At 32.2% G+C, this 22,346-nt stretch carries 24 protein-coding genes; 20 read left to right on the top strand and 4 right to left on the bottom strand.

Annotated features, from left to right (window positions below; all coding sequences use genetic code 11):
- Nucleotides 1–104 precede the first annotated feature (104 nt).
- From AC3Y25_RS03225 to AC3Y25_RS03215, 3 genes are all read right to left on the bottom strand, one after another.
- Nucleotides 105–539 (bottom strand): hypothetical protein, encoded by a 435-nt coding sequence (locus AC3Y25_RS03225; protein WP_250834618.1) that lies wholly within the window; start codon nt 537–539, stop codon nt 105–107.
- A gap of 140 nt (nt 540–679) precedes the next feature.
- Nucleotides 680–988 carry a hypothetical protein gene (locus AC3Y25_RS03220; protein ID WP_489901711.1) on the bottom strand — a complete coding sequence of 103 codons (309 nt, stop codon included), beginning with the start codon at nt 986–988 and terminating at the stop codon, nt 680–682.
- A 160-nt stretch (nt 989–1,148) separates the two neighbouring features.
- On the bottom strand, nt 1,149–2,201 hold the full coding sequence (locus tag AC3Y25_RS03215) for a 2Fe-2S iron-sulfur cluster-binding protein (protein ID WP_489901710.1): 1,053 nt from the start codon (nt 2,199–2,201) through the stop codon (nt 1,149–1,151).
- 128 nt (nt 2,202–2,329) lie between these two features.
- On the opposite strand from AC3Y25_RS03215, the gene AC3Y25_RS03210 reads away from it, so the two are divergent.
- From AC3Y25_RS03210 to AC3Y25_RS03120, 19 genes are all read left to right on the top strand, one after another.
- Nucleotides 2,330–3,790 (top strand): DUF5687 family protein, encoded by a 1,461-nt coding sequence (locus AC3Y25_RS03210; protein ID WP_489901709.1) that lies wholly within the window; start codon nt 2,330–2,332, stop codon nt 3,788–3,790.
- Between the two features lie 81 nt (nt 3,791–3,871).
- Nucleotides 3,872–4,567: an ABC transporter ATP-binding protein gene (locus AC3Y25_RS03205; protein WP_095930598.1), complete on the top strand. Its 696-nt coding sequence runs from the start codon at nt 3,872–3,874 to the stop codon at nt 4,565–4,567.
- Nucleotides 4,568–4,657: 90 nt separating this feature from the next.
- Nucleotides 4,658–7,270, top strand: coding sequence for a type IX secretion system periplasmic lipoprotein PorW/SprE (gene porW, locus AC3Y25_RS03200; RefSeq protein WP_489901708.1), 2,613 nt, complete (start codon nt 4,658–4,660; stop codon nt 7,268–7,270).
- Nucleotides 7,271–7,282: 12 nt separating this feature from the next.
- A complete protein-coding gene (locus AC3Y25_RS03195) occupies nt 7,283–7,681 on the top strand; it encodes a bactofilin family protein (RefSeq protein ID WP_250834613.1) in 399 nt (132 codons plus the stop codon).
- Nucleotides 7,662–7,889 (top strand): AtpZ/AtpI family protein, encoded by a 228-nt coding sequence (locus AC3Y25_RS03190; RefSeq protein ID WP_489901707.1) that lies wholly within the window; start codon nt 7,662–7,664, stop codon nt 7,887–7,889. The genes AC3Y25_RS03195 and AC3Y25_RS03190 overlap by 20 nt, the downstream gene beginning before the upstream one ends.
- Before the next feature lie 57 nt (nt 7,890–7,946).
- Entirely contained in the window at nt 7,947–8,339 is a 393-nt protein-coding gene (locus AC3Y25_RS03185) for a hypothetical protein (RefSeq protein ID WP_489901706.1), read from the top strand.
- A gap of 118 nt (nt 8,340–8,457) precedes the next feature.
- Complete coding sequence (atpB, locus tag AC3Y25_RS03180; RefSeq protein WP_095930603.1) at nt 8,458–9,633, top strand: F0F1 ATP synthase subunit A; 1,176 nt, start codon at nt 8,458–8,460, stop codon at nt 9,631–9,633.
- A 33-nt stretch (nt 9,634–9,666) separates the two neighbouring features.
- Nucleotides 9,667–9,864, top strand: coding sequence for an ATP synthase F0 subunit C (gene atpE, locus AC3Y25_RS03175; RefSeq protein WP_008465835.1), 198 nt, complete (start codon nt 9,667–9,669; stop codon nt 9,862–9,864).
- 90 nt (nt 9,865–9,954) lie between these two features.
- The gene (locus tag AC3Y25_RS03170; protein ID WP_095930604.1) at nt 9,955–10,455 is read left to right on the top strand and encodes a F0F1 ATP synthase subunit B; all 501 of its coding nucleotides are present in this window, start codon (nt 9,955–9,957) and stop codon (nt 10,453–10,455) included.
- A 4-nt stretch (nt 10,456–10,459) separates the two neighbouring features.
- Entirely contained in the window at nt 10,460–10,993 is a 534-nt protein-coding gene (atpH, locus tag AC3Y25_RS03165; RefSeq protein ID WP_250834610.1) for an ATP synthase F1 subunit delta, read from the top strand.
- A 37-nt stretch (nt 10,994–11,030) separates the two neighbouring features.
- Nucleotides 11,031–12,608 carry a F0F1 ATP synthase subunit alpha gene (gene atpA / locus AC3Y25_RS03160; protein ID WP_111378768.1) on the top strand — a complete coding sequence of 526 codons (1,578 nt, stop codon included), beginning with the start codon at nt 11,031–11,033 and terminating at the stop codon, nt 12,606–12,608.
- A 90-nt stretch (nt 12,609–12,698) separates the two neighbouring features.
- Entirely contained in the window at nt 12,699–13,559 is an 861-nt protein-coding gene (gene atpG, locus AC3Y25_RS03155) for an ATP synthase F1 subunit gamma (protein ID WP_250834609.1), read from the top strand.
- 792 nt (nt 13,560–14,351) lie between these two features.
- Nucleotides 14,352–14,798: a GNAT family N-acetyltransferase gene (locus tag AC3Y25_RS03150; RefSeq protein ID WP_489901705.1), complete on the top strand. Its 447-nt coding sequence runs from the start codon at nt 14,352–14,354 to the stop codon at nt 14,796–14,798.
- Between the two features lie 95 nt (nt 14,799–14,893).
- The gene (locus AC3Y25_RS03145; protein ID WP_489901704.1) at nt 14,894–16,354 is read left to right on the top strand and encodes a lipopolysaccharide biosynthesis protein; all 1,461 of its coding nucleotides are present in this window, start codon (nt 14,894–14,896) and stop codon (nt 16,352–16,354) included.
- A 28-nt stretch (nt 16,355–16,382) separates the two neighbouring features.
- A complete protein-coding gene (gene dut, locus AC3Y25_RS03140; protein ID WP_198855027.1) occupies nt 16,383–16,817 on the top strand; it encodes a dUTP diphosphatase in 435 nt (144 codons plus the stop codon).
- 63 nt (nt 16,818–16,880) lie between these two features.
- Entirely contained in the window at nt 16,881–17,897 is a 1,017-nt protein-coding gene (locus AC3Y25_RS03135; protein WP_489901703.1) for a sugar phosphate nucleotidyltransferase, read from the top strand.
- Between the two features lie 47 nt (nt 17,898–17,944).
- Complete coding sequence (locus tag AC3Y25_RS03130; protein ID WP_489901702.1) at nt 17,945–19,297, top strand: tetratricopeptide repeat protein; 1,353 nt, start codon at nt 17,945–17,947, stop codon at nt 19,295–19,297.
- A gap of 13 nt (nt 19,298–19,310) precedes the next feature.
- Complete coding sequence (gene lolB1, locus AC3Y25_RS03125; RefSeq protein WP_489901701.1) at nt 19,311–20,090, top strand: lipoprotein insertase outer membrane protein LolB1; 780 nt, start codon at nt 19,311–19,313, stop codon at nt 20,088–20,090.
- A 24-nt stretch (nt 20,091–20,114) separates the two neighbouring features.
- A complete protein-coding gene (locus AC3Y25_RS03120) occupies nt 20,115–21,368 on the top strand; it encodes a murein hydrolase activator EnvC family protein (RefSeq protein ID WP_489901700.1) in 1,254 nt (417 codons plus the stop codon).
- Nucleotides 21,369–21,409: 41 nt separating this feature from the next.
- On the opposite strand, the gene AC3Y25_RS03115 is transcribed toward AC3Y25_RS03120, so the two are convergent.
- Entirely contained in the window at nt 21,410–21,829 is a 420-nt protein-coding gene (locus tag AC3Y25_RS03115) for a CBS domain-containing protein (RefSeq protein ID WP_489901699.1), read from the bottom strand.
- A 124-nt stretch (nt 21,830–21,953) separates the two neighbouring features.
- On the opposite strand from AC3Y25_RS03115, the gene rbfA reads away from it, so the two are divergent.
- Nucleotides 21,954–22,346, top strand: a complete 393-nt coding sequence (gene rbfA, locus AC3Y25_RS03110; RefSeq protein WP_095930618.1) for a 30S ribosome-binding factor RbfA — start codon at nt 21,954–21,956, stop codon at nt 22,344–22,346.

Raw genomic sequence — 22,346 nt, 5'->3', positions numbered from 1 at the left:
CCAGAGGAGCGACATATTTTTTTATAATATAGTTGCTTCTTTGGAGCTTCTTTCGTTTGTATAAATATTTTTCCCAGTTGGAGTATTGCTGGTAAAAATGATCTTTAAGCAATATTTTTGTTTAAATCGTATCTTTCATTAGAATCGAGGAAAGAATATCCGATAGTTTTTTTTCTTTTTTTGTTTACTATAATAGTGACAAAGTTATTTTTGTCTTCGGTTGACAATAGAATGTGTTCGAATTTATCAGATGAATCTCTGTAAATTTTATAAATTAAGTCGTGATCTTTAATTTTTTTAGATAAAATTTTAGCCGATTTAAGTCTGCTTACATAAGGCCAGATATTAAAGATATTCGAATCTGTCTTTTTTACTTCTACCATTTTTTCGGTCAAAGTTGAATTGTATTTTTCTCTTTCGAGTAATTTAGGGCCTTTTTTGTTTTTCATTTTTATAATAACTGCCAGAACGCATAGCGAAGCAGTTACAACCAGCATAATAAATAGATATAAATGAAAGTGTTGAACGTGAGCTGTCATGATATTTAATGTTTAAATGTTTGACAAATTTGATTTAGCTCCACAAATTCTCAAAACAATGAGAGTAAGATTGCCGTAATTATACTCCTAATTTAATGAAAAATCAGCAATATTTCTCCAAAATTTTGCTTTTATTTCAATTAGAGCCAAATCTTCTCATCACGGCAGCGACTGTAAATGTAACTTTTTAGATTTGCAATAGTTTCCTGATAATTTGGTGCGTCATAACCGTAGCGTTCATGTTCCATTTGTTCTCTTTCGATGGCATCACACCCTTTTATAACCTCTTTGATCATGTCGAGTAAAGCAAGTTCTTTATTGTCGGTTTTTTGAAATTTAAATTCAACAATTTCATCCTGAAGTTCTTCGCAGTAATCAACCAGCTTCATAACTTCTGGTTCTTCCAAAAGATATTCTTTATTTCTAAAAATTTCTCGTACAGATTTCATAAACAATTAATTTTCAAATTTTTAAATTCCAAATTCCAAGTTACATCTTTATCAAAGTTTTAAACTTTGACAAAGAGTAGAAACGCAATTAAACAAAAAAAATTCCAAATCCCAATTGAAAGATTGGAATTTGGAATTTTTGATATTGGAATTTGATTGATTAAACGTCGTCGTAATCAACATAAATGGTTTCTGATGTTGGATGTGCCTGACAAGTTAAAATTAAACCTTCAGCAATTTCGCCATCTGTTAAAATAGAATTTTTAGTCATTTCTGCGCTTCCTTTTGTAACACGGCCTAAACAGCTGCTGCAAATTCCACCTTGGCAAGAATAAGGAGCGTCAACACCTTGTTTTAGAGCTGCGTCAAGAATAGTTTGTTTCTTAGACATTTCAAAAGTAGTTTCTTCATCGTCTACCAAAACAGTAATTTTTGTATGTCCTTCTTGAGAACCCTGAATTTCATGTTCTTCAGAAGAAGACGTGAACAACTCAAATTTAATTGCAGATTCTTTTACATTTTTCTCTTTCAAAACATTAGAAACGGTGTTAATCATTTCTTCTGGTCCGCAAAGGAAAAACTTATCAAATTGAAGTTCTTTGTGTTTGTTGTTTAAAACAAAATTCACAGCCGATTTTTCAATTCTTCCAAATAAAGCATTTTCAGCTTTTGCTTGACTGTACACATAATGCACAAAAAGCCTGCCTACATATTGTAATTGCAAATCGTGAAGCTCTTGATGAAAGATGGTGCTTTCGGGAGTTTTATTTCCGTAAACCAATACAAATGAACTTTTTGGTTCATTTTTTAAAACCGATTTTATGATAGAAAGAACTGGAGTAATTCCGCTTCCTGCAACAAAAGCCGCGTAGTTTTTTTGTCTTTCAGCATCTGGTTCAAAAGTAAATTTACCTTCTGGATGACCTACTTCAAGAACATCTCCAGCTTTTAATGTAGTATTGGCAAACTGAGAAAAAAGACCATTTTTTACTGCTTTTACAGCAATTCTTAATTCGCCGCTGTCTGGTGCTGAGCAAATAGAATAAGCACGTCTAATTTCTTGGTTATCAAGAGTTAGTTTTAAATTTATATATTGACCTGCTATAAAATTATAGTCAGATTTTAGTTCTTCGGGAACATTAAAAAGGATAGAAACAGCATCTGCAGTTTCGCGTTTAACCTCTTTAATTATAAGTTTTAAGAATGAAGGCATGATAGAATTTTTATGCAAAAGTAGCAAACCACTATTAAAATTTTAGCACGAAATTATTTTTTTTAACTTTTTTTGTAACGTTTTCCTACATTTGGTCTCTTACTACAAAAATATTAAAACCAAAAACCATGATTAAGAAGTTTATTTACCTCGAATGGAAGGCTTTTATTAGGTCGGCATCCTTCGGTAAAAACCTGGCAATGAAAATTATAATAGGTTTTCTGATGATCTATTTTTCATTAATTTTTATTGCTATGGGAGTGGGGGCATTTTATATGCTTAAGGAAATGAATTTGGAACCTCTGGCAACTTTAAACAAATTTCTAATTTATTATTTTCTAGGCGATTTAGCAGTTCGATTGTTATTACAGTCAATACCTGTATTAAACATCAAACCTTTGCTAGCTCTTCCTTTAAAGAAAACAACCATTGTTCATTTTTCTTTAGGCAAAACCATTTTATCCTTTTTTAACTGGATACACGCTTTATTTTTTATTCCATTTACAGTTGTCCTAATTTTAAACGGATATGATGTTGTCCAAATTATTTTTTGGCATTTGGGAGTAATGTCTATTATTTACATTAACAATTTTCTCAATATTATTTTAAGCAATATTGATAGATTATTTGCTCTTTTTCTGCTGCTAATTGTAGTTCTAGGAGGTGCGCAGTACTATCAATTATTTGATATTACCGAGTTTACATCTCCATTTTTTCAAAGCTTTTATGAAATAGATGGATTGTTCTTGATTCCGATTCTAGTATTATTTGCGTTGCATTATTTTACATTTAAATACTTCGAAAAGAATTTATATCTCGATGCAGGACTTTCTGTAAAACATGATGTTGCCTCTACAGAAAATCTTTCTTGGCTGAATCAGTTTGGTACTTTGGGGACTTTCCTTAAAAATGACATTAGACTCATCAAAAGAAATAAAAGATCAAAAACTACTATAGTAATGAGTGTGATCTTTTTATTCTACGGATTGATTTTTTTCGGAAATACACATCAACCGCCTGCTATGCAAATTTTTGCTGGAATATTCGTTTCAGGAGGATTTCTATTTGTCTTCGGACAGTTTGTACCCAGCTGGGATAGTTCATATTATCAATTAATGATGACACAGAATATTCCGTATAGAGGTTATATTACCGCAAAATGGTGGCTAATTGTAATTGCTACTTTTATTTCTACAATTCTAGCATCTTTTTATCTTTTTTACGGATGGGAAGTTTATCTAACTATTGTAGTTGGTGCAATTTATAATATTGGCGTAAATTCTCATTTGGTACTTTTGGGAGGCGCTTTTACTAAAACACCAATTGATTTAAGCAGTGCTAGTGGTGCCTTTGGAGATAAAAAAGCGTTTAATGTAAATTCGATGCTTCTGTCTTTGCCAAAAATATTCCTTCCTTTATTATTGTATTGGCTTGGTCTTCGTTTTGCAGATAAAACTGTAGCATTAAGCTTGGTTGCAGGAGCAGGAATTTTGGGTTTTATCTTTAAAGAAAAAGTATTTTCATCAATAGAAAAGAGGTACAAAAAAGAAAAGTATAGTACAATAAGTGCTTATAAACAAAAGGGTTAAGTAGATAAATTGTCAATTTGAAAATGAGATCATTATCTTCATTTTATATCTAAAATCTGAAATCAACAATTTAAAATTATTATGATACAAGTAAATCAGCTTTCAAAAACATATAACGGAACAACAGTTTTAAACATTAATAATCTAGAAATTCCAAAAGGACAAAGTTTTGGCTTGGTGGGAAATAACGGAGCTGGAAAAACGACTTTTTTCAGTTTACTTTTAGATCTAATCCAGCCTTCAACGGGATATATAAAAAGTAATGATATTCAGGTAAATACAAGCGAGAATTGGAAATCTTTTACAGGATCTTTTTTAGATGAAAATTTCCTTATCGGGTATTTAACTCCAGAAGAATACTTTTATTTTATTGGCGATTTACGCAATCAGAATAAGGCAGATATTGATGCGTTGCTAGCAAAACACGAGGAGTTTTTTAACGGTGAAATTTTGAACAACAAAAAATACCTTCGCGATTTATCTAAAGGAAATCAGAAAAAAGCAGGTATTATTGCTACACTTATTGGTAATCCTGAAGTTGTAATTTTAGATGAGCCTTTTGCAAATTTAGATCCCACAACAGTGAGCCGATTAAAAAAAATTATAAAAGAATTAGCCGACGATCCAAATGTAACGGTTTTGGTTTCAAGTCATGATTTACAGCATACTGTAGAAGTTTGCAATCGTATTGTGGCGCTTAATAAAGGCGAAATTGTTAAAGATATTCAGACCTCAGAAGAAACCTTACAAGAATTAGAATTGTTTTTTGCTGTGTAAGAATTTCTATATTTCAAAAAGAAGCGTATTTTTACAAATGAATATACTAAAACCAATTTTTAGTAGTTATCTGTTTTAAACTCTTTTCTATTGAAAAAGAATACTCTTAAATATAGTTTTACTTTCGTTTTTTTATTCTTTTTGATAGCTTGTTCTACCAAAAAAAATACCTTTTTGGCTCGAAGTTCTCACTCGATTGGAACAAAATATAACATTCTTTACAATGGAGGAATTGGTCTAGATAAAGGTTTAAAGTCCATTCAGTCCAATAACGAAGATAATTTCTGGAAGCAACTGCCAATTGAAAAAATGCAGTTCGACGAAAATTTTTCTGAAGCTGAAAAAGCAAAAAATCCTGATTTTGAATTGGCAGAAACAAAAGCAACAAAAGCCATTCAAAAACACTCCATGAATATTGGTGGAAGAGAAAGAAACTGGCAGATTGACGAAGCGTATCTTATGCTTGGAAAAGCAAGATATTATGATCAGCGCTTTATTCCGGCAATTGAGGCTTTCAATTATATTTTATACAAATATCCAGAAAGCAATAATATTTATACGGCAAAAATCTGGCGTGAAAAAACCAATATGCGTTTAGGTAATGACGCTATTGCTCTTAAGAATATCAAAATTTTACTTAAAAAAACAGATTTAGATAAGCAAACTTATGCAGATGCCAACGCACTTCTAGCAGAAGCCTTTCTAAATCTGGAACAAAAAGACAGTGCTGTTTCTAGACTTAGAGTTGCAGAACAATTTACCCGAAATAATGAAGAGCGCGCAAGATATCGTTTTATCCTTGGCCAAATGTATCAGGCAGAAGGAAAACGTGACAGTGCCATTTATTTTTATGATGCGGTTATTGATTTAAACAGAAAAGCAGATCGAAAGTACATGATGCACGCTTACGCGAAAAAAGCGCAGATGTTTGATTATGGAAAAGATAATGATACGATTTTCTTGAAAACATTTAATAAATTGGTGACTGATCGTGAAAATCGTCCTTATTATGATGTTCTTTTTTATGAAATGGGAGTTTATTATGATAAAAAGAAAGATCAAGAAAACGCATTAAAATTTTACAATAAGTCTTTAGGAAGAAAATCTAAAGATCCGTATTTGATGGCTTCTGCTTATAGAAACATTGGAAACATGTATTTTAAAAATACAGATTATTCTATGGCGGCAAAGTATTATGATAGTACTTTGGTTAAACTGGATCCTAAAACTAGAGAGTTTGCATTTATAGAAAAAAACAGAAAAAATCTTGATGATGTAATTAAATACGAAGCTATTGCAAAACGCAATGACAGTATCATTAAAGTATATAATCTGCCACCAAACGATAAGAAAGTTTATTTCGAAAATTATATTGCAGAACTTAAAAAGAAGGACGAAGCAAAAAAACTTTTAGAAGAAAAGGAAAAAGAACGATTAGCTAATATAGACCGAAACTCTCAAGCAGATTTTTCAGGAAATGGAGCTGTTAATCCTAATTCTTTGGGTAAACCAGTAGAACCAGAAGGAGTTGGAATGCCTCCTGGAGGAAATGATAATGCCAGTTCATTTTATTTTTATAATCCAACAACAGTTGCTTATGGAAAACTACAGTTTAAAAAAATGTGGGGTAGCAGAACTATGGGCGGAAACTGGCGATTGTCAGGTATAAAAGGCGCAAATAGTGATGCTATGAATGATACGATTTCTACTAAAGAAGTTGCCAATGTGCTCAATGATACAATTGTGCCAGAAAAATATACTGTAGCCTATTATGTAAAACAGCTTCCAACTTCACAAACCGCAATGGATAGTATTGGCAAAGAGCGTAATTTTTCATACTATCAATTAGGACTTATATATAAGGAGAAGTTTAAAGAATATAATTTGGCTAGCAACAAACTAGAACAACTGCTTCAGAACAAACCTGAAGAAAAACTAGTATTGCCATCAATGTATAATTTGTATAAAATTTATCAAATTACAAATCCGGCAAAAGCTGAAGCTATAAAAGCAGAGATTTCATCTAAATATCCAGATTCGAGATATGCTCACATTCTAAACAATAAAGAAGACGATCCAAATTCTAGTCCAGACAAAGAATATCAAAAATGGTATAAACTTTTTGAGGAAGAACATTTTGATGAAGTCTTGGCCAATATTGATAATCTAATTAATCAATATTCTGGAGATGATATTGTTTCAAAATACGAATTGCTAAAAGCCAATACTTCAGGAAAAGTATATGGTTTAGAAGCATATAAAAAAGGACTTGAGAATGTTGCAGATAATTATCCGAATAGTGAAGAAGGTAAAAATGCAAGAGAGATTTTAGAAAAACAAGTTCCTGTTTTGGAGAAACTTAACTTTACAACAACAGATACTAAAAACTGGAAAATAGTATATCGTGTTGCAAACAACGATACAAAAGCGGTTAAAAGAATAGAAGAAGCAATTAGAGTATTTTTATTAGTTGAAAACTACGAAAGATTGACAACATCTCTAGATAAATACAATAAAACAGAAAGTTTTGTAGTTATTCATGGTTTAAAATCTGAAGCTTATGCAAATGATATTGCTGGAGTTTTCAGAGAAGATAAAAAATATAAAATCCCAGATCAAGCAATCATTATATCAAATGATAATTACAAAATTGTTCAGATTAAAAAGAATCTAGACACATACCTTACCCCGAAAACCCCTTAAATCTTAACCGCCATGTTTGAAAAAGTAAAAAAAAACGGAACTGAACAATTAGGAAAAACCAATAGAATTGTTGAAGGAACATCAATAATAGGAGATATAGTCTCTAAAGCCGACTTTAGATTAGACGGTGAGTTGATAGGAAATTTTACTTCGCAGGGCAAAATTGTGATAGGAGCAAAAGGAGTTATCAAAGGAGAAATTATTTGTAACAATGCAGACATCGAAGGAGAATTTCATGGAAAGATAAAAGTTCTTGAAACCCTTAATATTAAATCGACTGCTCAAATTCATGGAGAAGTAGCAGTAGGAAAACTTTCTATAGAACCAGGAGCTGACTTTACAGCAACCTGCACTATGCTTGCGCATTCAAATACAGTAATAATGCTAGAAGATGGAAAAGGAGCCGAATAATAATAGGAGAAATAAATGGTTGGCATTTATTAATATTCCCTTTCAAATGGGAGTAATCATTTTCGTATTCTCTTATCTCGGAACCTGGCTCGACGAGAAACATCCAAGCCCAAAAGTATATTATAACACCATTTTTGTATTAGCCGGTGTTGGAGTTGCATTGTACAATGTAATCCGACAAGTAAACGATATCAATAAAACAAAGTAGTTTGTAAATAAAAATGCCTTAAGATAAAAGTTGCATCTTTGCACAAAAATTATTTAAATGCTTTCAAAAAATTACAAACCAGTTTTTTATTTGTTATGTCTTGCTTTAGGAACTTATTGTATTCATAAAGCCGGTTTTTTCTTTAGTGAAATTAGTACGGAGAATTTTCATTACAGTTTAGAAATACTGTATTTTTCTTTCTTCGCGATTTCGTCTTTATTATACCTTATATTATTAATAGTAAAAAAGAAGAATTTTGAAATTGTCGGAATGGCATTTTTATTTGGAACTTTTACACAAATGTTATTAGCCTATTTATTTCTTCAGCCGATCTTAAAAAATAAAATGGGAGAAAGCGATGTTGAAAAAGTCAGTTTTTTTATAACATTTGTGCTGTTTTTGTTATTTCAGACGCTTTTAACTGTCCGATTATTAAATGAAAAGCGTTAAAATAACAATTCTTTAAAACAAGGTTTAAAAATAATTTTTCATATCCTTTTGAATATTAATAAAAAATGTACCTTTGCACCAAATTTTAGAAACGTAAAAAAATAAGATTTTCCACGATATGGTGATTTCAAACAAACCACTCAGCTTTATTCTTGCAGCTTTTGTAGCTTCTCTACCTATTATGGGTTTTGCAAATCAAGAGAATGATTCGACGCATGTTCAAACTGAAACAGCTCACGAAGAGAAAGTAGTTTCACATACTGCTCACGAAGAAGGAGAGCATGTTGCTCTTGATCCAAAGGCTAAAGTAGATGCTTTTATTGATCACCACTTACAAGACTCTCATGACTTTGTTTTCTTTTCAGATGAAAAAGAAAATAAACACTACGGTTTCCCATTACCAGTTATTTTAATTGATGGTGGTTTAAAAGTTTTTTCTTCTTCAAAATTACACCACGGAGAAGAAGTTGCAGAAGTTGATGGTAGCTACTACAAATTAGTTCACGGTAAAATTTACAAAACAGATGCTGCCGGAACAATCAACTTTGATGAGCACGGTCATCCTTCAAATGAAAAACCATTAGATTTTTCAATTACTAAAAATGTTGTTTCAATGCTTTTCGTATCAGTACTATTATTAGTAATGTTTACTGGTTTAGCAAGATCATATAAAAAAGGACCAATCCCAACAGGATTTGGTAGAGTTTTAGAACCATTAGTAATTTTCATCAGAGACGAAATTGCTGTTCCAAATATTGGAGAGAAAAAATACCGTAAATATATGGGTTACCTATTAACTGTATTTTTCTTTGTTTGGATCTTAAACTTATTAGGAATGACTCCGCTAGGAATCAACGTAACAGGAAACATTGCTATTACAGTTTGTTTAGCTGCCTTTACATTTATCATTACTCAATTTAGTGCAAACAAAGATTATTGGGGACACATCTTCTGGATGCCAGGAGTACCAGTTCCAATGAAAATTATTTTAGCTCCAATTGAGGTTTTAGGAACATTAACAAAACCATTCGCATTATTAATTCGTTTGTACGCAAACATTACTGCAGGTCACGTAGTAATTATGAGTTTGATCGCAATGATTTTTGTTGGAAAAAATTTAGCAGCAGATTTGCCAATCTCATTAGGATTGACATTGTTTATCTCTGTTATTGAAATTTTAGTTGCATTTTTACAGGCATTCATCTTTACAATGTTATCATCATTGTTTATTGGTATGGCAGTTCAAGATCATGATCATGCTCACCACCATGAAGACGAAACAGCAATTATTTAATTTAGAAGTTTAATTTTATATATATAAATAGTTATGGGAACAATTCCAACTTTAGTAGGTGCTGGTTTAGTAGTAATCGGTGCAGGTTTAGGTTTAGGTAAAATCGGTGGATCTGCTATGGACGCTATTGCTCGTCAGCCAGAAGCTGCTGGTAAAATTCAAACTGCGATGATTATTATCGCGGCTTTATTAGAAGGTTTAGCATTCGCTGCTTTAATCTTAGGAAAATAATAAAGAGAGAAATAACAGCATCTTTAACGGTTGGTTAAAGATGTTGTTACTTTTAAAAAAGAAATTAAATATTTAATATAGTTATATAAAATGGATAAGTTAATTAACGATTTTTCATTCGGATTATTCTTCTGGCAGGCTTTAATCTTGGTAATATTAATTTTGCTTTTAGTAAAATTTGCTTGGAAACCAATTATGGAATCTATTACTGCAAGAGAAGAAGGTATTAAAAATGCATTGCTTTCTGCTGAAAACGCAAAGAGAGAAATGGAAAATTTACAAGCTGATAATCAAAGAATTTTGAATGAAGCTCGTGCAGAACGTGACGCGATGTTGAAAGAAGCTCGCGAAATGAAAGAGAAAATGATTGCTGATTCTAAAAACGAAGCTCAAGAAGCTGGTCAAAAAATGATTGATCAAGCTAAAGCGGCTATCGAAAGCGAAAAGAATGCTGCAATGGCAGAATTGAAATCTCAAGTTTCAACTCTATCTTTGAGTATTGCTGAAAAATTATTGAAAGAAGAACTATCTAATAAAGAATCTCAAACTAAATTGGTAGAGAAATTATTAGGTGACGTAAAGTTAAACTAAGATTATGGCAAGTACAAGAGCAGCAATTCGTTATGCAAAAGCAATTCTAGACTTAGCAAACTCTAAAGGTGTTGCCGAAGCTGTCAATAACGATATGAAATCAATTGCGAATGCAATTGAGACGAATCAAGAATTGAGTACATTTATCCAAAACCCAACAACTACTGTTGAAGTTAAAGAAAGTGCTCTTTTGGAAGTTTTTGCAGATGTAAATGGAGTAACAAAAGGTTTGTTCCATTTATTATTTGAAAACAAAAGATTCGAAATTCTAAATGCAATTGCATTAGAATACAATAAATTATTTGATGAAAGTAATGGTGTTGAAGTAGCAAAAGTTACAACAGCTATTCCAATGGATGCAGCTTTAGAAGCTAAAGTTTTGGCAAAAGTTGCAACTTTATCAGATAAAAAAATTACAATAGAAAATGTAGTAGATCCTTCCATTATTGGTGGATTTATTTTGAGAATAGGAGATAATCAGTACAACGCTTCAGTTGCTAACAGATTACAAGTATTAAAAAGAGAGTTAAGTAATTAGTTTTATAACACAAAAAGTGTCTAAATTATAAATTAAGATGGCGGAAATCAAACCTGCTGAAATTTCAGCAATATTAAGAAAGCAAGTAGAAGGTTTTGAATCTGGTGCTACGCTAGAGGAAGTAGGATCAGTACTTCAAGTTGGAGATGGTATTGCTCGTGTTTACGGGCTATCTAATGTTCAATATGGTGAGTTAGTGGAATTTGATAACGGTATGGAAGGTATCGTATTGAATCTTGAGGAGGATAATGTTGGGGTTGTATTATTAGGACCATCAACTGGAATTAAAGAAGGATCTACAGCAAAAAGAACTCAACGTATTGCTTCTCTTAAAGTTGGTGAGCAAATGGTAGGACGTGTAGTTAACACTCTTGGTTTTCCAATTGATGGAAAAGGACCAATCGGTGGTGACTTATACGAAATGCCTTTAGAAAGAAAAGCACCTGGAGTTATCTTCCGTCAGCCAGTAACTGAGCCATTACAAACAGGAGTAAAAGCAGTTGATGCTATGATCCCAGTTGGACGTGGTCAGCGTGAGCTTGTTATCGGTGACCGTCAGACAGGTAAATCGACTGTTTGTATCGATACAATCTTAAATCAAAAAGAATTTTACGATGCAGGAAAACCTGTATTTTGTATATATGTTGCAATTGGACAAAAAGCTTCAACTGTAGCAGGAATCGCAAAAATGTTAGAAGAAAAAGGAGCAATGGCTTATACAGTTATCGTTGCTGCTAATGCTTCTGATCCAGCTCCAATGCAAGTTTACGCTCCATTCGCTGGTGCTGCAATTGGTGAATATTTCAGAGATTCTGGTCGTCCAGCTCTTATCGTTTATGATGATTTATCTAAACAAGCTGTTGCTTACCGTGAGGTTTCTCTTTTATTAAGAAGACCACCGGGACGTGAGGCTTACCCTGGAGACGTTTTCTACTTACACTCTCGTTTATTAGAGCGTGCTTGTAAAGTAATCGCTGATGATGGTATCGCTAAAAACATGAACGATTTACCAGATTCTATAAAATCTATCGTAAAAGGTGGTGGTTCATTAACTGCATTGCCAATTATCGAAACTCAAGCTGGTGACGTTTCTGCATATATCCCAACAAACGTAATCTCTATTACAGATGGTCAGATTTTCCTTGATGGAGATTTGTTCAACTCTGGGGTTCGTCCTGCAATTAACGTAGGTATCTCTGTATCTCGTGTTGGAGGTAATGCTCAAATTAAATCAATGAAAAAAGTTTCTGGAACTTTAAAATTAGACCAAGCTCAATTCCGTGAATTAGAAGCTTTCGCTAAATTTGGTTCTGACTTAGATTCTGTTACTTTAAACGTAATTGAAAAAGGAAAAAGAAACGTTGAGATCTTGAAACAAGGTTTAAATGATCCTTATACAGTTGAAAACCAAGTAGCTATTATCTACGCTGGTTCTAAAAACTTATTAAGAAATGTACCTGTTAATAAAGTAAAAGAATTCGAAGCAGATTTCTTAGCTTACTTAAACAGCAAACATAAAGATACACTTAACGCTTTGAAAGCTGGTAAATTAGATGACGCTATTACAGATGTTATCGAAAAAGCAGCAAAAGAAGTTTCAGCAAAATATAACTAATTAGATAATTGGTAAATTAGATAATTAGATAATGTTTCATCATTATTCTAATTATCTAATTTTAAAATTGTCGCATTTTCTAATTAATAGATGGCAAATTTAAAGGAAATCCGTAATAGAATTACTTCCGTTTCATCGACGATGCAGATTACATCGGCTATGAAAATGGTTTCTGCTGCAAAGCTGAAGAAAGCACAAGATGCAATCACTGCAATGCGTCCTTATGCCGAGAAATTAACGGAGTTATTGCAAGATCTTTCTGCTACACTAGAAGGTGAAATAGGAGGAGATTACACTACACAACGTGAAGTAAAAAAAGTATTGTTAGTTGCTGTAACTTCAAACAGAGGTTTATGCGGTGCTTTCAATTCGAATATTATTAAAGAGATTAAAAATCGTACTGAATTTTATGCTGGAAAGCAAGTTGACGTTTTTGCTATTGGTAAAAAAGGTGGTGATGCTTTAGTTAAAACACATAAAATTCACGGTCATCATAATGCAATCTTTGATCATTTAACATTTGAAAATGTTGCTGGAATTGCAGATAATTTGACTGAGAAATTCTTATCTGGAGAATACGATAGAATTGAGCTAGTATACAATCAGTTTAAAAATGCTGCTACTCAGATTGTTCAAGTAGAGCAGTTTTTACCGTTAGCGCCTATTAATACTAATGGTGCTGCTGTTTCTGGAGATTATATTTTTGAACCAGGAAAAGAAGAAATTGTATTGGCTTTAATTCCTAAGTCTTTAAAAACGCAATTGTACAAAGGTATTCGTGATTCATTTGCTTCTGAGCACGGAGCACGTATGACTGCAATGCACAAAGCAACAGATAACGCAACTGAATTAAGAAACCAATTGAAATTAACTTATAACAAAGCTCGTCAAGCTGCGATTACAAGTGAGATTTTGGAGATCGTTGGTGGAGCAGAAGCTTTGAATGGATAATTTATCCTATAATATATAAAAGAAAAGCCAGCTAATGCTGGCTTTTCTTTTTATTGGAAGTTTTATTCTTTTTTAAAAATAATTTTATAAAATGGTGATTCTCAAATTACAGTTAAGTTGAGAATCACTACCATTTTATAAAAATAGACAGATAACTCTGCGTGCTTTGTCTTTCATGGGAACAAACTAGCTTTATTAGTCCCAATGCTCTGTTTTTTTAAGGGTTACAATACAGCAGAATCAATCCCTTGTGCTTTGTCTTTCTTGGGAACAAACAAGCTTTATCAGTCCCAGTGCTCTGTTTTTGTTAGGGTTACAATACAGCTGAATCAATCCCTTATGCTTTGTCTTTTATGGGAACAAACAAGCTTTATTAGTCCCAGTGCTTTCTTTTTTATGAAGGGTTGTTACTAGCTTTCTCATTCCCTTTGAGACAAATTTAAAAAAAGACTGTAAAAAAAATGTTACATAATTTTCATGTTTGTTTTATATATTTCACATGTTGTGTTAAAAAATAGTTGTAATTATCTGTGAGTAAGTAGATTGATGAGATATTATTACTGTTTCAGTAATTTGCGTAGACATTCCTCAGTTTTGTCTGTTATCAAGAAGTTTTTAAAGCAATTGCTCTTATGTAAAACGTATAAAATGTGAATTTATTTTTTCTGTACTACAATTAATGTTCAATAAAATTAGTTAAAGACGTTTAAGTAGAATAGATCTATGATGGAAAACAGATTCTTTCGTGATTATATTTTGAGTATTTTTGAATTCTATTTCATTTTTAAATTAATGGCTTTACAAATAAAAGAGCTTACGACCATTGACGAAATGGTGGCTCAAATCAATACAATTCGATTTCTGTATCCTAATATATCTGTAGAAAAGTATCAATCATTTCTTTCTGAAATGGTCCTACATAATTATATTCAGATTGCAATATTTGAAGACGAGATTTGTCTAGGTTTGACGGGCTGCTGGTCGGCTACAAAACTTTGGACTGGAAAATATCTAGAAATTGACAATTTTGTTGTTAATCCAGATCAGCGATCTAAAGGAATTGGAAAATTGCTTACCGATTATATAGAAAAAAAGGCAATTGAGTTAAATTGCAGCAGTATAGTTTTGGATGCTTTTACAGGAAATTTTGGAGCTCATAGATTTTATTATAATCAAGGTTATGTTCCAAAAGGATTTCATTTTGTCAAAATTTTAGATGAAAATAAAATGACTGTCTAAAAACGATCAGAAGTTTTCTTTATTGCATCAACAAAAGCGCCATTAAACAAAAGAAATGGTTATTTTTGTCTTACAAACATTATTAGAATTATATTTTGGGATTATATAAAAATCTATTCAAACAAACGGCAATTTACGGACTGGCAACAGTTTTACCGAGAATGCTGAGTTTTTTACTAGTGAGATTATATACAGGAATTTTGCCTACAGCTGAGTATGGTGAAGTTTCAATTGTATTGTCTTGGATGGTTTTCTTTAACGTAGTTCTTTCTTACGGAATGGAAACTGCTTTTTTTAGATTTTACAGTGCTGAAGAGGACAAGAAGAATGTAATAGCCACTTCTACCATTTCTATATTTTGGACCTCAATAATCTTTCTTTTTGTTGGATTAATTTTTAGAAATACGCTGGCAAATCTAGCAGAAGTGGATGTTCAATACATTACTTATACTGTTTGGATTTTAGTTTTAGATGCATTGGTTTTAATTCCGTTTTCTAAACTTAGAGCCAATCAGAGACCAATGGTTTATGCGGCAATCAAGATTGGAAATGTAGTGATAAACTTATTGCTGAATATTTTTTTCTTGTTGTATCTGCCAAAATTGGCGACAGAAAATCCGAATTCGGTTTGGGATAATTTATATGTTCAAAATTTCCAGATTGCTTATATTTTCATTGCAAACCTTTTGGCAAGTTTGGCAACCTTTATAGTACTTTCTCCAAATTATCTTTCGCTTGGACGAAAATTCGATCCTGTGCTTTGGAAGAAAATGATGAAGTATGGATTGCCTATTTTAGTGGCTGGACTAGCGTTTGCAGTAAATGAACACTTCGATAAAATTCTATTAGGATATTTACTTCCAGAAAATTTAGCAAAGTCTGAAGTTGGAGCTTATTCTGCTTGTTACAAACTGGGATTGTTTATGGTTCTTTTTGCAACTGCTTTTAGGTTAGGAATTGAGCCATTCTTTTTTAGTCATGCTAAAAATGAAAACGCACCGCAGACTTATGCGGTAATTACCAAGTATTTCGTGATTTTAGGATCATTGATTTTATTAGGTGTAATTGTTTTCGCCGACGTTTTGAAATATTTGTTATTAGACAATAAATCGTATTGGGAAGCAATGAAAGTAGTGCCATTAATTATTTTGGCAAATTTCTTTTTAGGGATTTACAACAATTTATCGGTTTGGTACAAACTAACTGATAAAACAAAAATTGGAGCTTACATTTCTATTGTAGGAGCAATTGTTACCTTGATTTTAAATTATCTATTAATTCCGAAATACAGCTATTATGGTTCTGCAATTGCGACTATTTCGGCTTACGGAAGTATGATGCTTATTTCTTATGTTTTAGGAAATAAATATTACCCGATTCCTTACGACATGAACAAAATTGGCGCTTATCTAGGCGTTTCAATATTGTTTTCAATTATTTCTTTTTACGGATTTAGAGAAAAATATTATGTTGGAATTCCGCTTCTTTTAGTTTTTATATATATGGTTTACCATTTTGAAAAAGATACTATTAAAGGAATAATAAAGAGAAAATAAGACGCTTTTAAAAATTTTATATTTAAAAATGAAAATTCAAATTATCAATAAATCACAGCACGATTTACCAAATTACGAAACTATTGCTTCTGCAGGTATGGATTTACGTGCCAATATTATAGAGCCAATTACGTTAAAACCTTTAGAAAGAACTATTGTAAAAACAGGACTTTTTATCGAATTGCCAATTGGTTACGAAGCGCAAGTGAGACCAAGAAGCGGTCTGGCTGCAAAAAAAGGCGTAACGGTTTTAAATTCGCCAGGAACTATTGATGCAGATTACAGAGGAGAAATAGGAGTAATTTTAGTAAATTTATCTAATGACGATTTTGTAATCGAAAATGGAGAGCGAATTGCGCAGTTGATTATTGCTAAACACGAAAGAGCAGAATGGATCGAAGTTGAAACACTTACTGAAACATCAAGAGGTGAAGGAGGCTTTGGAAGCACTGGAGTAAAATAATTAAAAAGAAAGACCAAACCCAATGAAGATTTTATAAAATCTTCACATAAAATCAAATAAAAAATGAAGATAATTGTGCCAATGGCGGGCCGCGGATCAAGATTGAGGCCTCATACATTAACTGTTCCAAAACCATTAATTCCGGTTGCGGGAAAATCTATTGTACACCGCTTAGTAGAAGATATTGCCAAAATATTGAAGGAACCAATTGAAGAAGTTGCTTTTATTTTAGGAGATGAAGCTTTCTTTGGAGACGATGTTGTGGCAAGTTTAGAAGATTTAGCAAAAGGATTAGGAGCTAAAGCTTCAATCTACCGTCAGGATCAGCCGTTAGGAACAGGACACGCTATTATGTGTGCTAAGGATTCTCTTTCAGGATCAGCAGTAATTGCTTATGCTGATACTTTAATTAGAGCAGATTTCGAATTGGATCCAGAAGCAGATGCTGTAATCTGGGTAAAACAAGTAGATCAGCCTGAGGCTTTTGGTGTTGTAAAACTAAACCAAAATAATGAAATTGTAGAATTGGTTGAAAAACCAAAAGAGTTTGTAAGCGATTTAGCTGTTATTGGGATTTATTATTTTAAAGAAGTTGGAGTTTTAAGAAATGAACTTCAAAGTGTTTTGGATAATAATATCCAGAATGGTGGAGAATACCAGATTAATGACGGTATCAAAGCGATGATGGCAAATGGAAAAGTTTTCAAAACAGGAAGTGTTGACGAATGGATGGACTGCGGAAACAAAGATGTTACGGTTGAGACTAATTCTAGAATGTTAGGTTTTCTTCATAATGACGGAGAACATTTAGTAGATTATGGCGTGACTTTAGAGAATTCAACAATTATTCCGCCTTGTTATATTGGAGAAAATGTGGTTTTGAAGAATACGACAATTGGACCAAATGTTTCTCTTGGAAATGGATGTCACGTAACAGACAGTACAATCAAAAACAGTTTGGTACAAACGTATTCTAAAATTAAAAATGCTAATCTTGATAATGCAATGATTGGAAACCATGTAAGTTACGATGGTAAATTTACAAGTATCAGCATTGGTGATTACGCTGTTTTAGAATAAAATAAGAATTAGCAGATTTTCGTTTTGTTTAAAATGTAATTTTACAAATGATCAAAAAAAGAGTTTTTACAGTTTTGTTTTTTGCTTTCTTCAGCACATCATTTTCGGTTTTTGCACAGACAGAACCCGAAGATATTGCTATGGCACCAGACGAATACCAAGACTCATTTTATGAATCTTTAAAACAAAAAGGGATTGAAAATTATGATAAAGCCATTGTATCATTGGAGAAATGTATCAAACTGAAACCCAATGATGCAGTTGCTTATTTTGAATTAGGAAAAAACTATCTGGCGCTTAAGCAATACCCAAACGCACAAGATGCCTTTGAAAAAGCAACACAGCTTGATCCTAAAAACAAATGGTTTTGGCTTGGAATTTACGATGTAAGTTATGAGACAAAAAACTATCCACTGGCAATTGAAATTATTCAAAAAATAATTGTTTTTGACGAAGAATATAAAGACGATTTGATTTCGTTGTACATGATTACCAATCAGTATGATAAAGCATTGATCGCGATTAATGAAATGAATGATAAGTTCGGAAAATCTTCTGATCGCGAAATTTACAAAGCACAGATTTTATCGCAAGGAAAATATCAAAATGCTGAAATTGATAATTTGATTCAACAGATTAAAAAAGATCCAAAAGAAGAATCAAATTACTTGAATCTCATTCTCTTATATTCAAAAAGTAATGAAAACGAAAAATCGCTTGAAGTAGCAAAGCAATTGGCTAAAGAAATTCCAAATTCAGAATGGGCTCAAGTGAGTTTATTCAAAACTTATTTAGATGCCAATCAGGCAGATAAAGCTATAAAATCGATGAATGTGATTTTAGCAAGTTCAAAAATCGATTCAAAAATCAAACATAGAACTTTGAATGAGTTTTTGATTTATGTAAATAAAAATCCACAGTATTCTACCGATTTAGAAAAAGCCATTTCTTATTTTGATAACGATAAAGATGTTGACGTTGCCAAAGAAATTGGAAAGTTTTATCACAGCAAAGGACAATTTGAAAATGCCATTAAATATTATGAAAAAGATTTAAAAGCAAATTCAGATACAGATCTTGAAACCAATATGTTATTGCTAGAAGCCTATTCGCAGGCAAAACAATACGAACCAATGACCAAAAGAGCCATGATGCTGATTGAAGTTTATCCGAGTCAGGCTCAGTTTTATTACTATGCTGGTTTAGGAAGTAATCAGCTGAAACAATTTAAGAATGCAAAAACTGTTTTAGAAATGGGTCTTGATTATGTGGTGGATGATGTAAAATTAGAATCAAATTTTAATATTCAGTTAGGAGAGGCTTACAATGGGTTGGGAGATGCAAAGAAAAAAGAGGAATACTTTTTGAAGGCAAATGAAGTATTAAAGAAGAAAAAATAAAAAAGAGAATCAGATGAAAAAATATATATCAATACTAGTATTGTCTATTGCCGTAATTTCATGTAAATCGAAAGCAGTAGCAGTGCAAGGAAATACAAGCCAGACAATTGCACCAAAAGAAGACAAAAAAGTAATCGAAAAACATTACGATAATAAGTTAGATTTTTCGACTTTATACATCAAAGCAAGTGCAAAATATATTGATGAAAAACAAAGCCAAAATGTTACGGCTGAGATTAGAATCGAAAAGGATAAGCAGATTTTAATAAGCATTCGTTTCTTAGGAATTACAATGGCAAAAGCTTTAATAACACCTGATGCAGTAAGTTATTATGAGAAAATAAACAGTACATATTACGAAGGTGATTTTACTAGTTTAAGCAAATGGTTAGGAACAGATTTAGATTATTCTAAAGTTCAGAATCTATTGGTTGGAGAAGCATTTGATGATTTGAGAAAAGGAAAATATACTCAAACTATTGTAGATAATCTTTTTAGACTAGACGAAGAAAAAGATGCCAATTTGAAGAAAACCTTTTTCTTAGACGGAGAGAAATATTTAATTCAGAAAGAAGAAATTTCGCAGCCATCAGAAAACAGAACTTTACAAATTGCGTATTCTGACACTAAAAATTTTGATCAAGGAGCCTTGCCTACAAGTATCGAAATCAATGCAGTGCAGCCAAAAGGAAAAACAAGTATTAACTTGAACTACAACAATATTTCATTTAATGAAGAACTTTCTTTTCCGTATAGTGTTCCAAGCGGTTATAAAAAAGTTACAATTAAGTAAATTTGCAAAAATAAAAATAGAAAGATGCCAAAATTTCTCCTAAGTCTAGTTTTAGTTTGTGCCACTACATTTGTATGGGCACAAGATTCTCAGCAAGAAAAACTGGAGCAGCGTAAAGCTCAAATTCAGCAGGAAATCAGAGATAACGAAAAGATGCTACAATCTGTTCGAAAAAAAGAGAAATCTGCTGTGAATGAATATTTAATTCAGGCAAACAAAATCAAGCTAAAAGAGAAATTAATCAATACTACAGCAAAACAAGAAAGGCTGATTAGTAATGATATGTATATTAATCAGGTTCAGGTAAATAAACTTAAAAAAGAACTAAAAGTTCTAAAAGAAGATTATGCTGAGATGATTTTAAAATCGTACAAAAGCCGTTCTGAACAGAGCCGTGCTATGTTCATTTTATCTTCTGAAAGTTTCTTACAAGCTTATAAAAGAGCACAATACCTAAAACAATATACTGCTTTTAGAAAAAATCAAGGTCTTGAAATTCAGTCCAAAACGGCTCAATTAGTAGATTTTAATGCTAAATTGGATGGACAAAGACAAATAAAAAAGAAGGTAATTGCTGAAAACCAGAAAGAGAAAGTTACGCTGGAAGCAGAGAAAAAAGAACAGCAGAAATTAGTTAATGCCCTTAAAAAGGATAAGAATAAAATTGCTGCAGATATCAGATCAAAACAAAGTGAAGCGAAAAGAATTGATAAACAAATTGATCGTTTAATCCGTGAAGCCATTGCTGAAGCCAATAGAAAAGCAGCTGCAGAAAGAGCAAAAGCGAATCCAGGATCTAGTGAAGCAAAAGCACCAGTGTCTTCTTCTAAAATTGCATTGACACCAGAAGATAAAATTTTAGCTGCAGATTTTAAAGCAAATAGAGGAAGATTACCATGGCCAGTTGAAAAAGGATTTATTTCTCTTGGATATGGAGATCAGCCACACCCATTGCATCCTTCAATTACAGTTCACAATTCTGGAGTTGAGATTACAACAGAAGACGGGGCAAGCGCTAGAGCAGTATTTGCTGGAGAAGTTTCTAAAGTAATCGTTTTATCGCCTGTGAATAAAGCAGTCGTGATTCAGCATGGAGACTTTTTCACGGTATATCAAAATTTAAGCTCTGTTTCTGTGAGTCAGGGAGATAAAGTGACTATCAAGCAAAACATTGGAAAAGTGAGAACAAGTGGTGATACAGGAAAAACTATTATTAAATTCTTGATTCTTCAAAACACATCGAATAATAATCCTGAAGGATGGCTGCAAAGCAGATAAAAATAAGAGGGAGCATTTTGCTCCCTTTTTATTTCAGTCATTTAATCGTACTGTTCCAAAAAGTATTTCACAACATCAGTTGTGGTTACTATCCCTTTAAGTTCACCTTTATCAACAACGGGAAGAGCATGAAAATCTTCTTTTACAAAAATCTCAGCCAAATCTCTTATTATGGTATCAGATGATACTGTTTTCGGTTTCGAAGTCATAACCTGAGAAATAGTTAGCATTTCTAATATCGCTTCATCGGCATTTTCCTGACCTTCAAATAAAGCTCCAAAAGTTAATCGGTTTATATCCGTTCGGCTAATAATTCCAACAACTTCTTTACCTTTTACAATCGGAATGTGACGTATTGTATGTGCTTTTAATTTTTCGACCACTTTTTTAAGATCATCTTTTTCGTTTGCGGTCACTACGGTTTTAGTCATAATATGACTAATTGGTTCTCTTTTTTTCATGATAGATTAGTTTTATATTTATATCAAATATGTAGAATAATTCCCTCAAAAGCTATGACCTTTATCAGCTTTTAAAACAATTAAAAGAGCATGTAATACGACTAAATTTTAGTATTTTTGCAGTATGGAAACAAATAGACAGAAAAAAATAGGCGGTGTTATTCAGAAAGATCTGGTTGACATTTTGCAAGGTGAAGTGAGAAAAAACGGAATTACAAATTTGGTGATTTCTGTATCCAAAGTGAGTGTAACTACAGATTTATCTGTTGCGACAGTATATTTAAGTATTTTTCCACAAGAAAAAGCCAAAGAAACTTTAGAGGCAATTAAAACCAATACCACTTTAATCAAACATGATTTATCACAACGTGTACGTTTACAATTGCGCCGTGTTCCAAATTTAGTATTCTTCATAGACGATTCATTAGATTACATCGAGAAAATCGACAATGCACTTGCAGGAAAAGAAAACCCAATAGAAAACAGAGATCTTTTAGAAAAAAGAAGAAAATCATAA

It is taken from the genome of Flavobacterium sp. LK-23 (assembly GCF_058135255.1).
Note: the sequence above shows the minus strand (reverse complement) of the source record. Positions and strands in the feature narration are given on the sequence as shown.

What these genes read in the sequence shown, in the direction of transcription:
- AC3Y25_RS03190 (WP_489901707.1), top strand. Translation starts at nt 7,662, where the DNA reads ATGGAAAAGGAGCCGAATAATAATAGGAGAAATAAATGGTTGGCATTT.
- AC3Y25_RS03225 (WP_250834618.1), bottom strand. Translation starts at nt 539, where the DNA reads ATGACAGCTCACGTTCAACACTTTCATTTATATCTATTTATTATGCTG.
- AC3Y25_RS03150 (WP_489901705.1), top strand. Translation starts at nt 14,352, where the DNA reads ATGGCTTTACAAATAAAAGAGCTTACGACCATTGACGAAATGGTGGCT.
- atpE (WP_008465835.1), top strand. Translation starts at nt 9,667, where the DNA reads ATGGGAACAATTCCAACTTTAGTAGGTGCTGGTTTAGTAGTAATCGGT.
- AC3Y25_RS03215 (WP_489901710.1), bottom strand. Translation starts at nt 2,201, where the DNA reads ATGCCTTCATTCTTAAAACTTATAATTAAAGAGGTTAAACGCGAAACT.
- atpA (WP_111378768.1), top strand. Translation starts at nt 11,031, where the DNA reads ATGGCGGAAATCAAACCTGCTGAAATTTCAGCAATATTAAGAAAGCAA.
- rbfA (WP_095930618.1), top strand. Translation starts at nt 21,954, where the DNA reads ATGGAAACAAATAGACAGAAAAAAATAGGCGGTGTTATTCAGAAAGAT.
- AC3Y25_RS03205 (WP_095930598.1), top strand. Translation starts at nt 3,872, where the DNA reads ATGATACAAGTAAATCAGCTTTCAAAAACATATAACGGAACAACAGTT.
- AC3Y25_RS03195 (WP_250834613.1), top strand. Translation starts at nt 7,283, where the DNA reads ATGTTTGAAAAAGTAAAAAAAAACGGAACTGAACAATTAGGAAAAACC.
- atpH (WP_250834610.1), top strand. Translation starts at nt 10,460, where the DNA reads ATGGCAAGTACAAGAGCAGCAATTCGTTATGCAAAAGCAATTCTAGAC.
- AC3Y25_RS03130 (WP_489901702.1), top strand. Translation starts at nt 17,945, where the DNA reads ATGATCAAAAAAAGAGTTTTTACAGTTTTGTTTTTTGCTTTCTTCAGC.
- AC3Y25_RS03220 (WP_489901711.1), bottom strand. Translation starts at nt 988, where the DNA reads ATGAAATCTGTACGAGAAATTTTTAGAAATAAAGAATATCTTTTGGAA.
- AC3Y25_RS03170 (WP_095930604.1), top strand. Translation starts at nt 9,955, where the DNA reads ATGGATAAGTTAATTAACGATTTTTCATTCGGATTATTCTTCTGGCAG.
- lolB1 (WP_489901701.1), top strand. Translation starts at nt 19,311, where the DNA reads ATGAAAAAATATATATCAATACTAGTATTGTCTATTGCCGTAATTTCA.
- dut (WP_198855027.1), top strand. Translation starts at nt 16,383, where the DNA reads ATGAAAATTCAAATTATCAATAAATCACAGCACGATTTACCAAATTAC.
- AC3Y25_RS03120 (WP_489901700.1), top strand. Translation starts at nt 20,115, where the DNA reads ATGCCAAAATTTCTCCTAAGTCTAGTTTTAGTTTGTGCCACTACATTT.
- atpG (WP_250834609.1), top strand. Translation starts at nt 12,699, where the DNA reads ATGGCAAATTTAAAGGAAATCCGTAATAGAATTACTTCCGTTTCATCG.
- AC3Y25_RS03135 (WP_489901703.1), top strand. Translation starts at nt 16,881, where the DNA reads ATGAAGATAATTGTGCCAATGGCGGGCCGCGGATCAAGATTGAGGCCT.
- atpB (WP_095930603.1), top strand. Translation starts at nt 8,458, where the DNA reads ATGGTGATTTCAAACAAACCACTCAGCTTTATTCTTGCAGCTTTTGTA.
- AC3Y25_RS03115 (WP_489901699.1), bottom strand. Translation starts at nt 21,829, where the DNA reads ATGAAAAAAAGAGAACCAATTAGTCATATTATGACTAAAACCGTAGTG.
- AC3Y25_RS03210 (WP_489901709.1), top strand. Translation starts at nt 2,330, where the DNA reads ATGATTAAGAAGTTTATTTACCTCGAATGGAAGGCTTTTATTAGGTCG.
- AC3Y25_RS03185 (WP_489901706.1), top strand. Translation starts at nt 7,947, where the DNA reads ATGCTTTCAAAAAATTACAAACCAGTTTTTTATTTGTTATGTCTTGCT.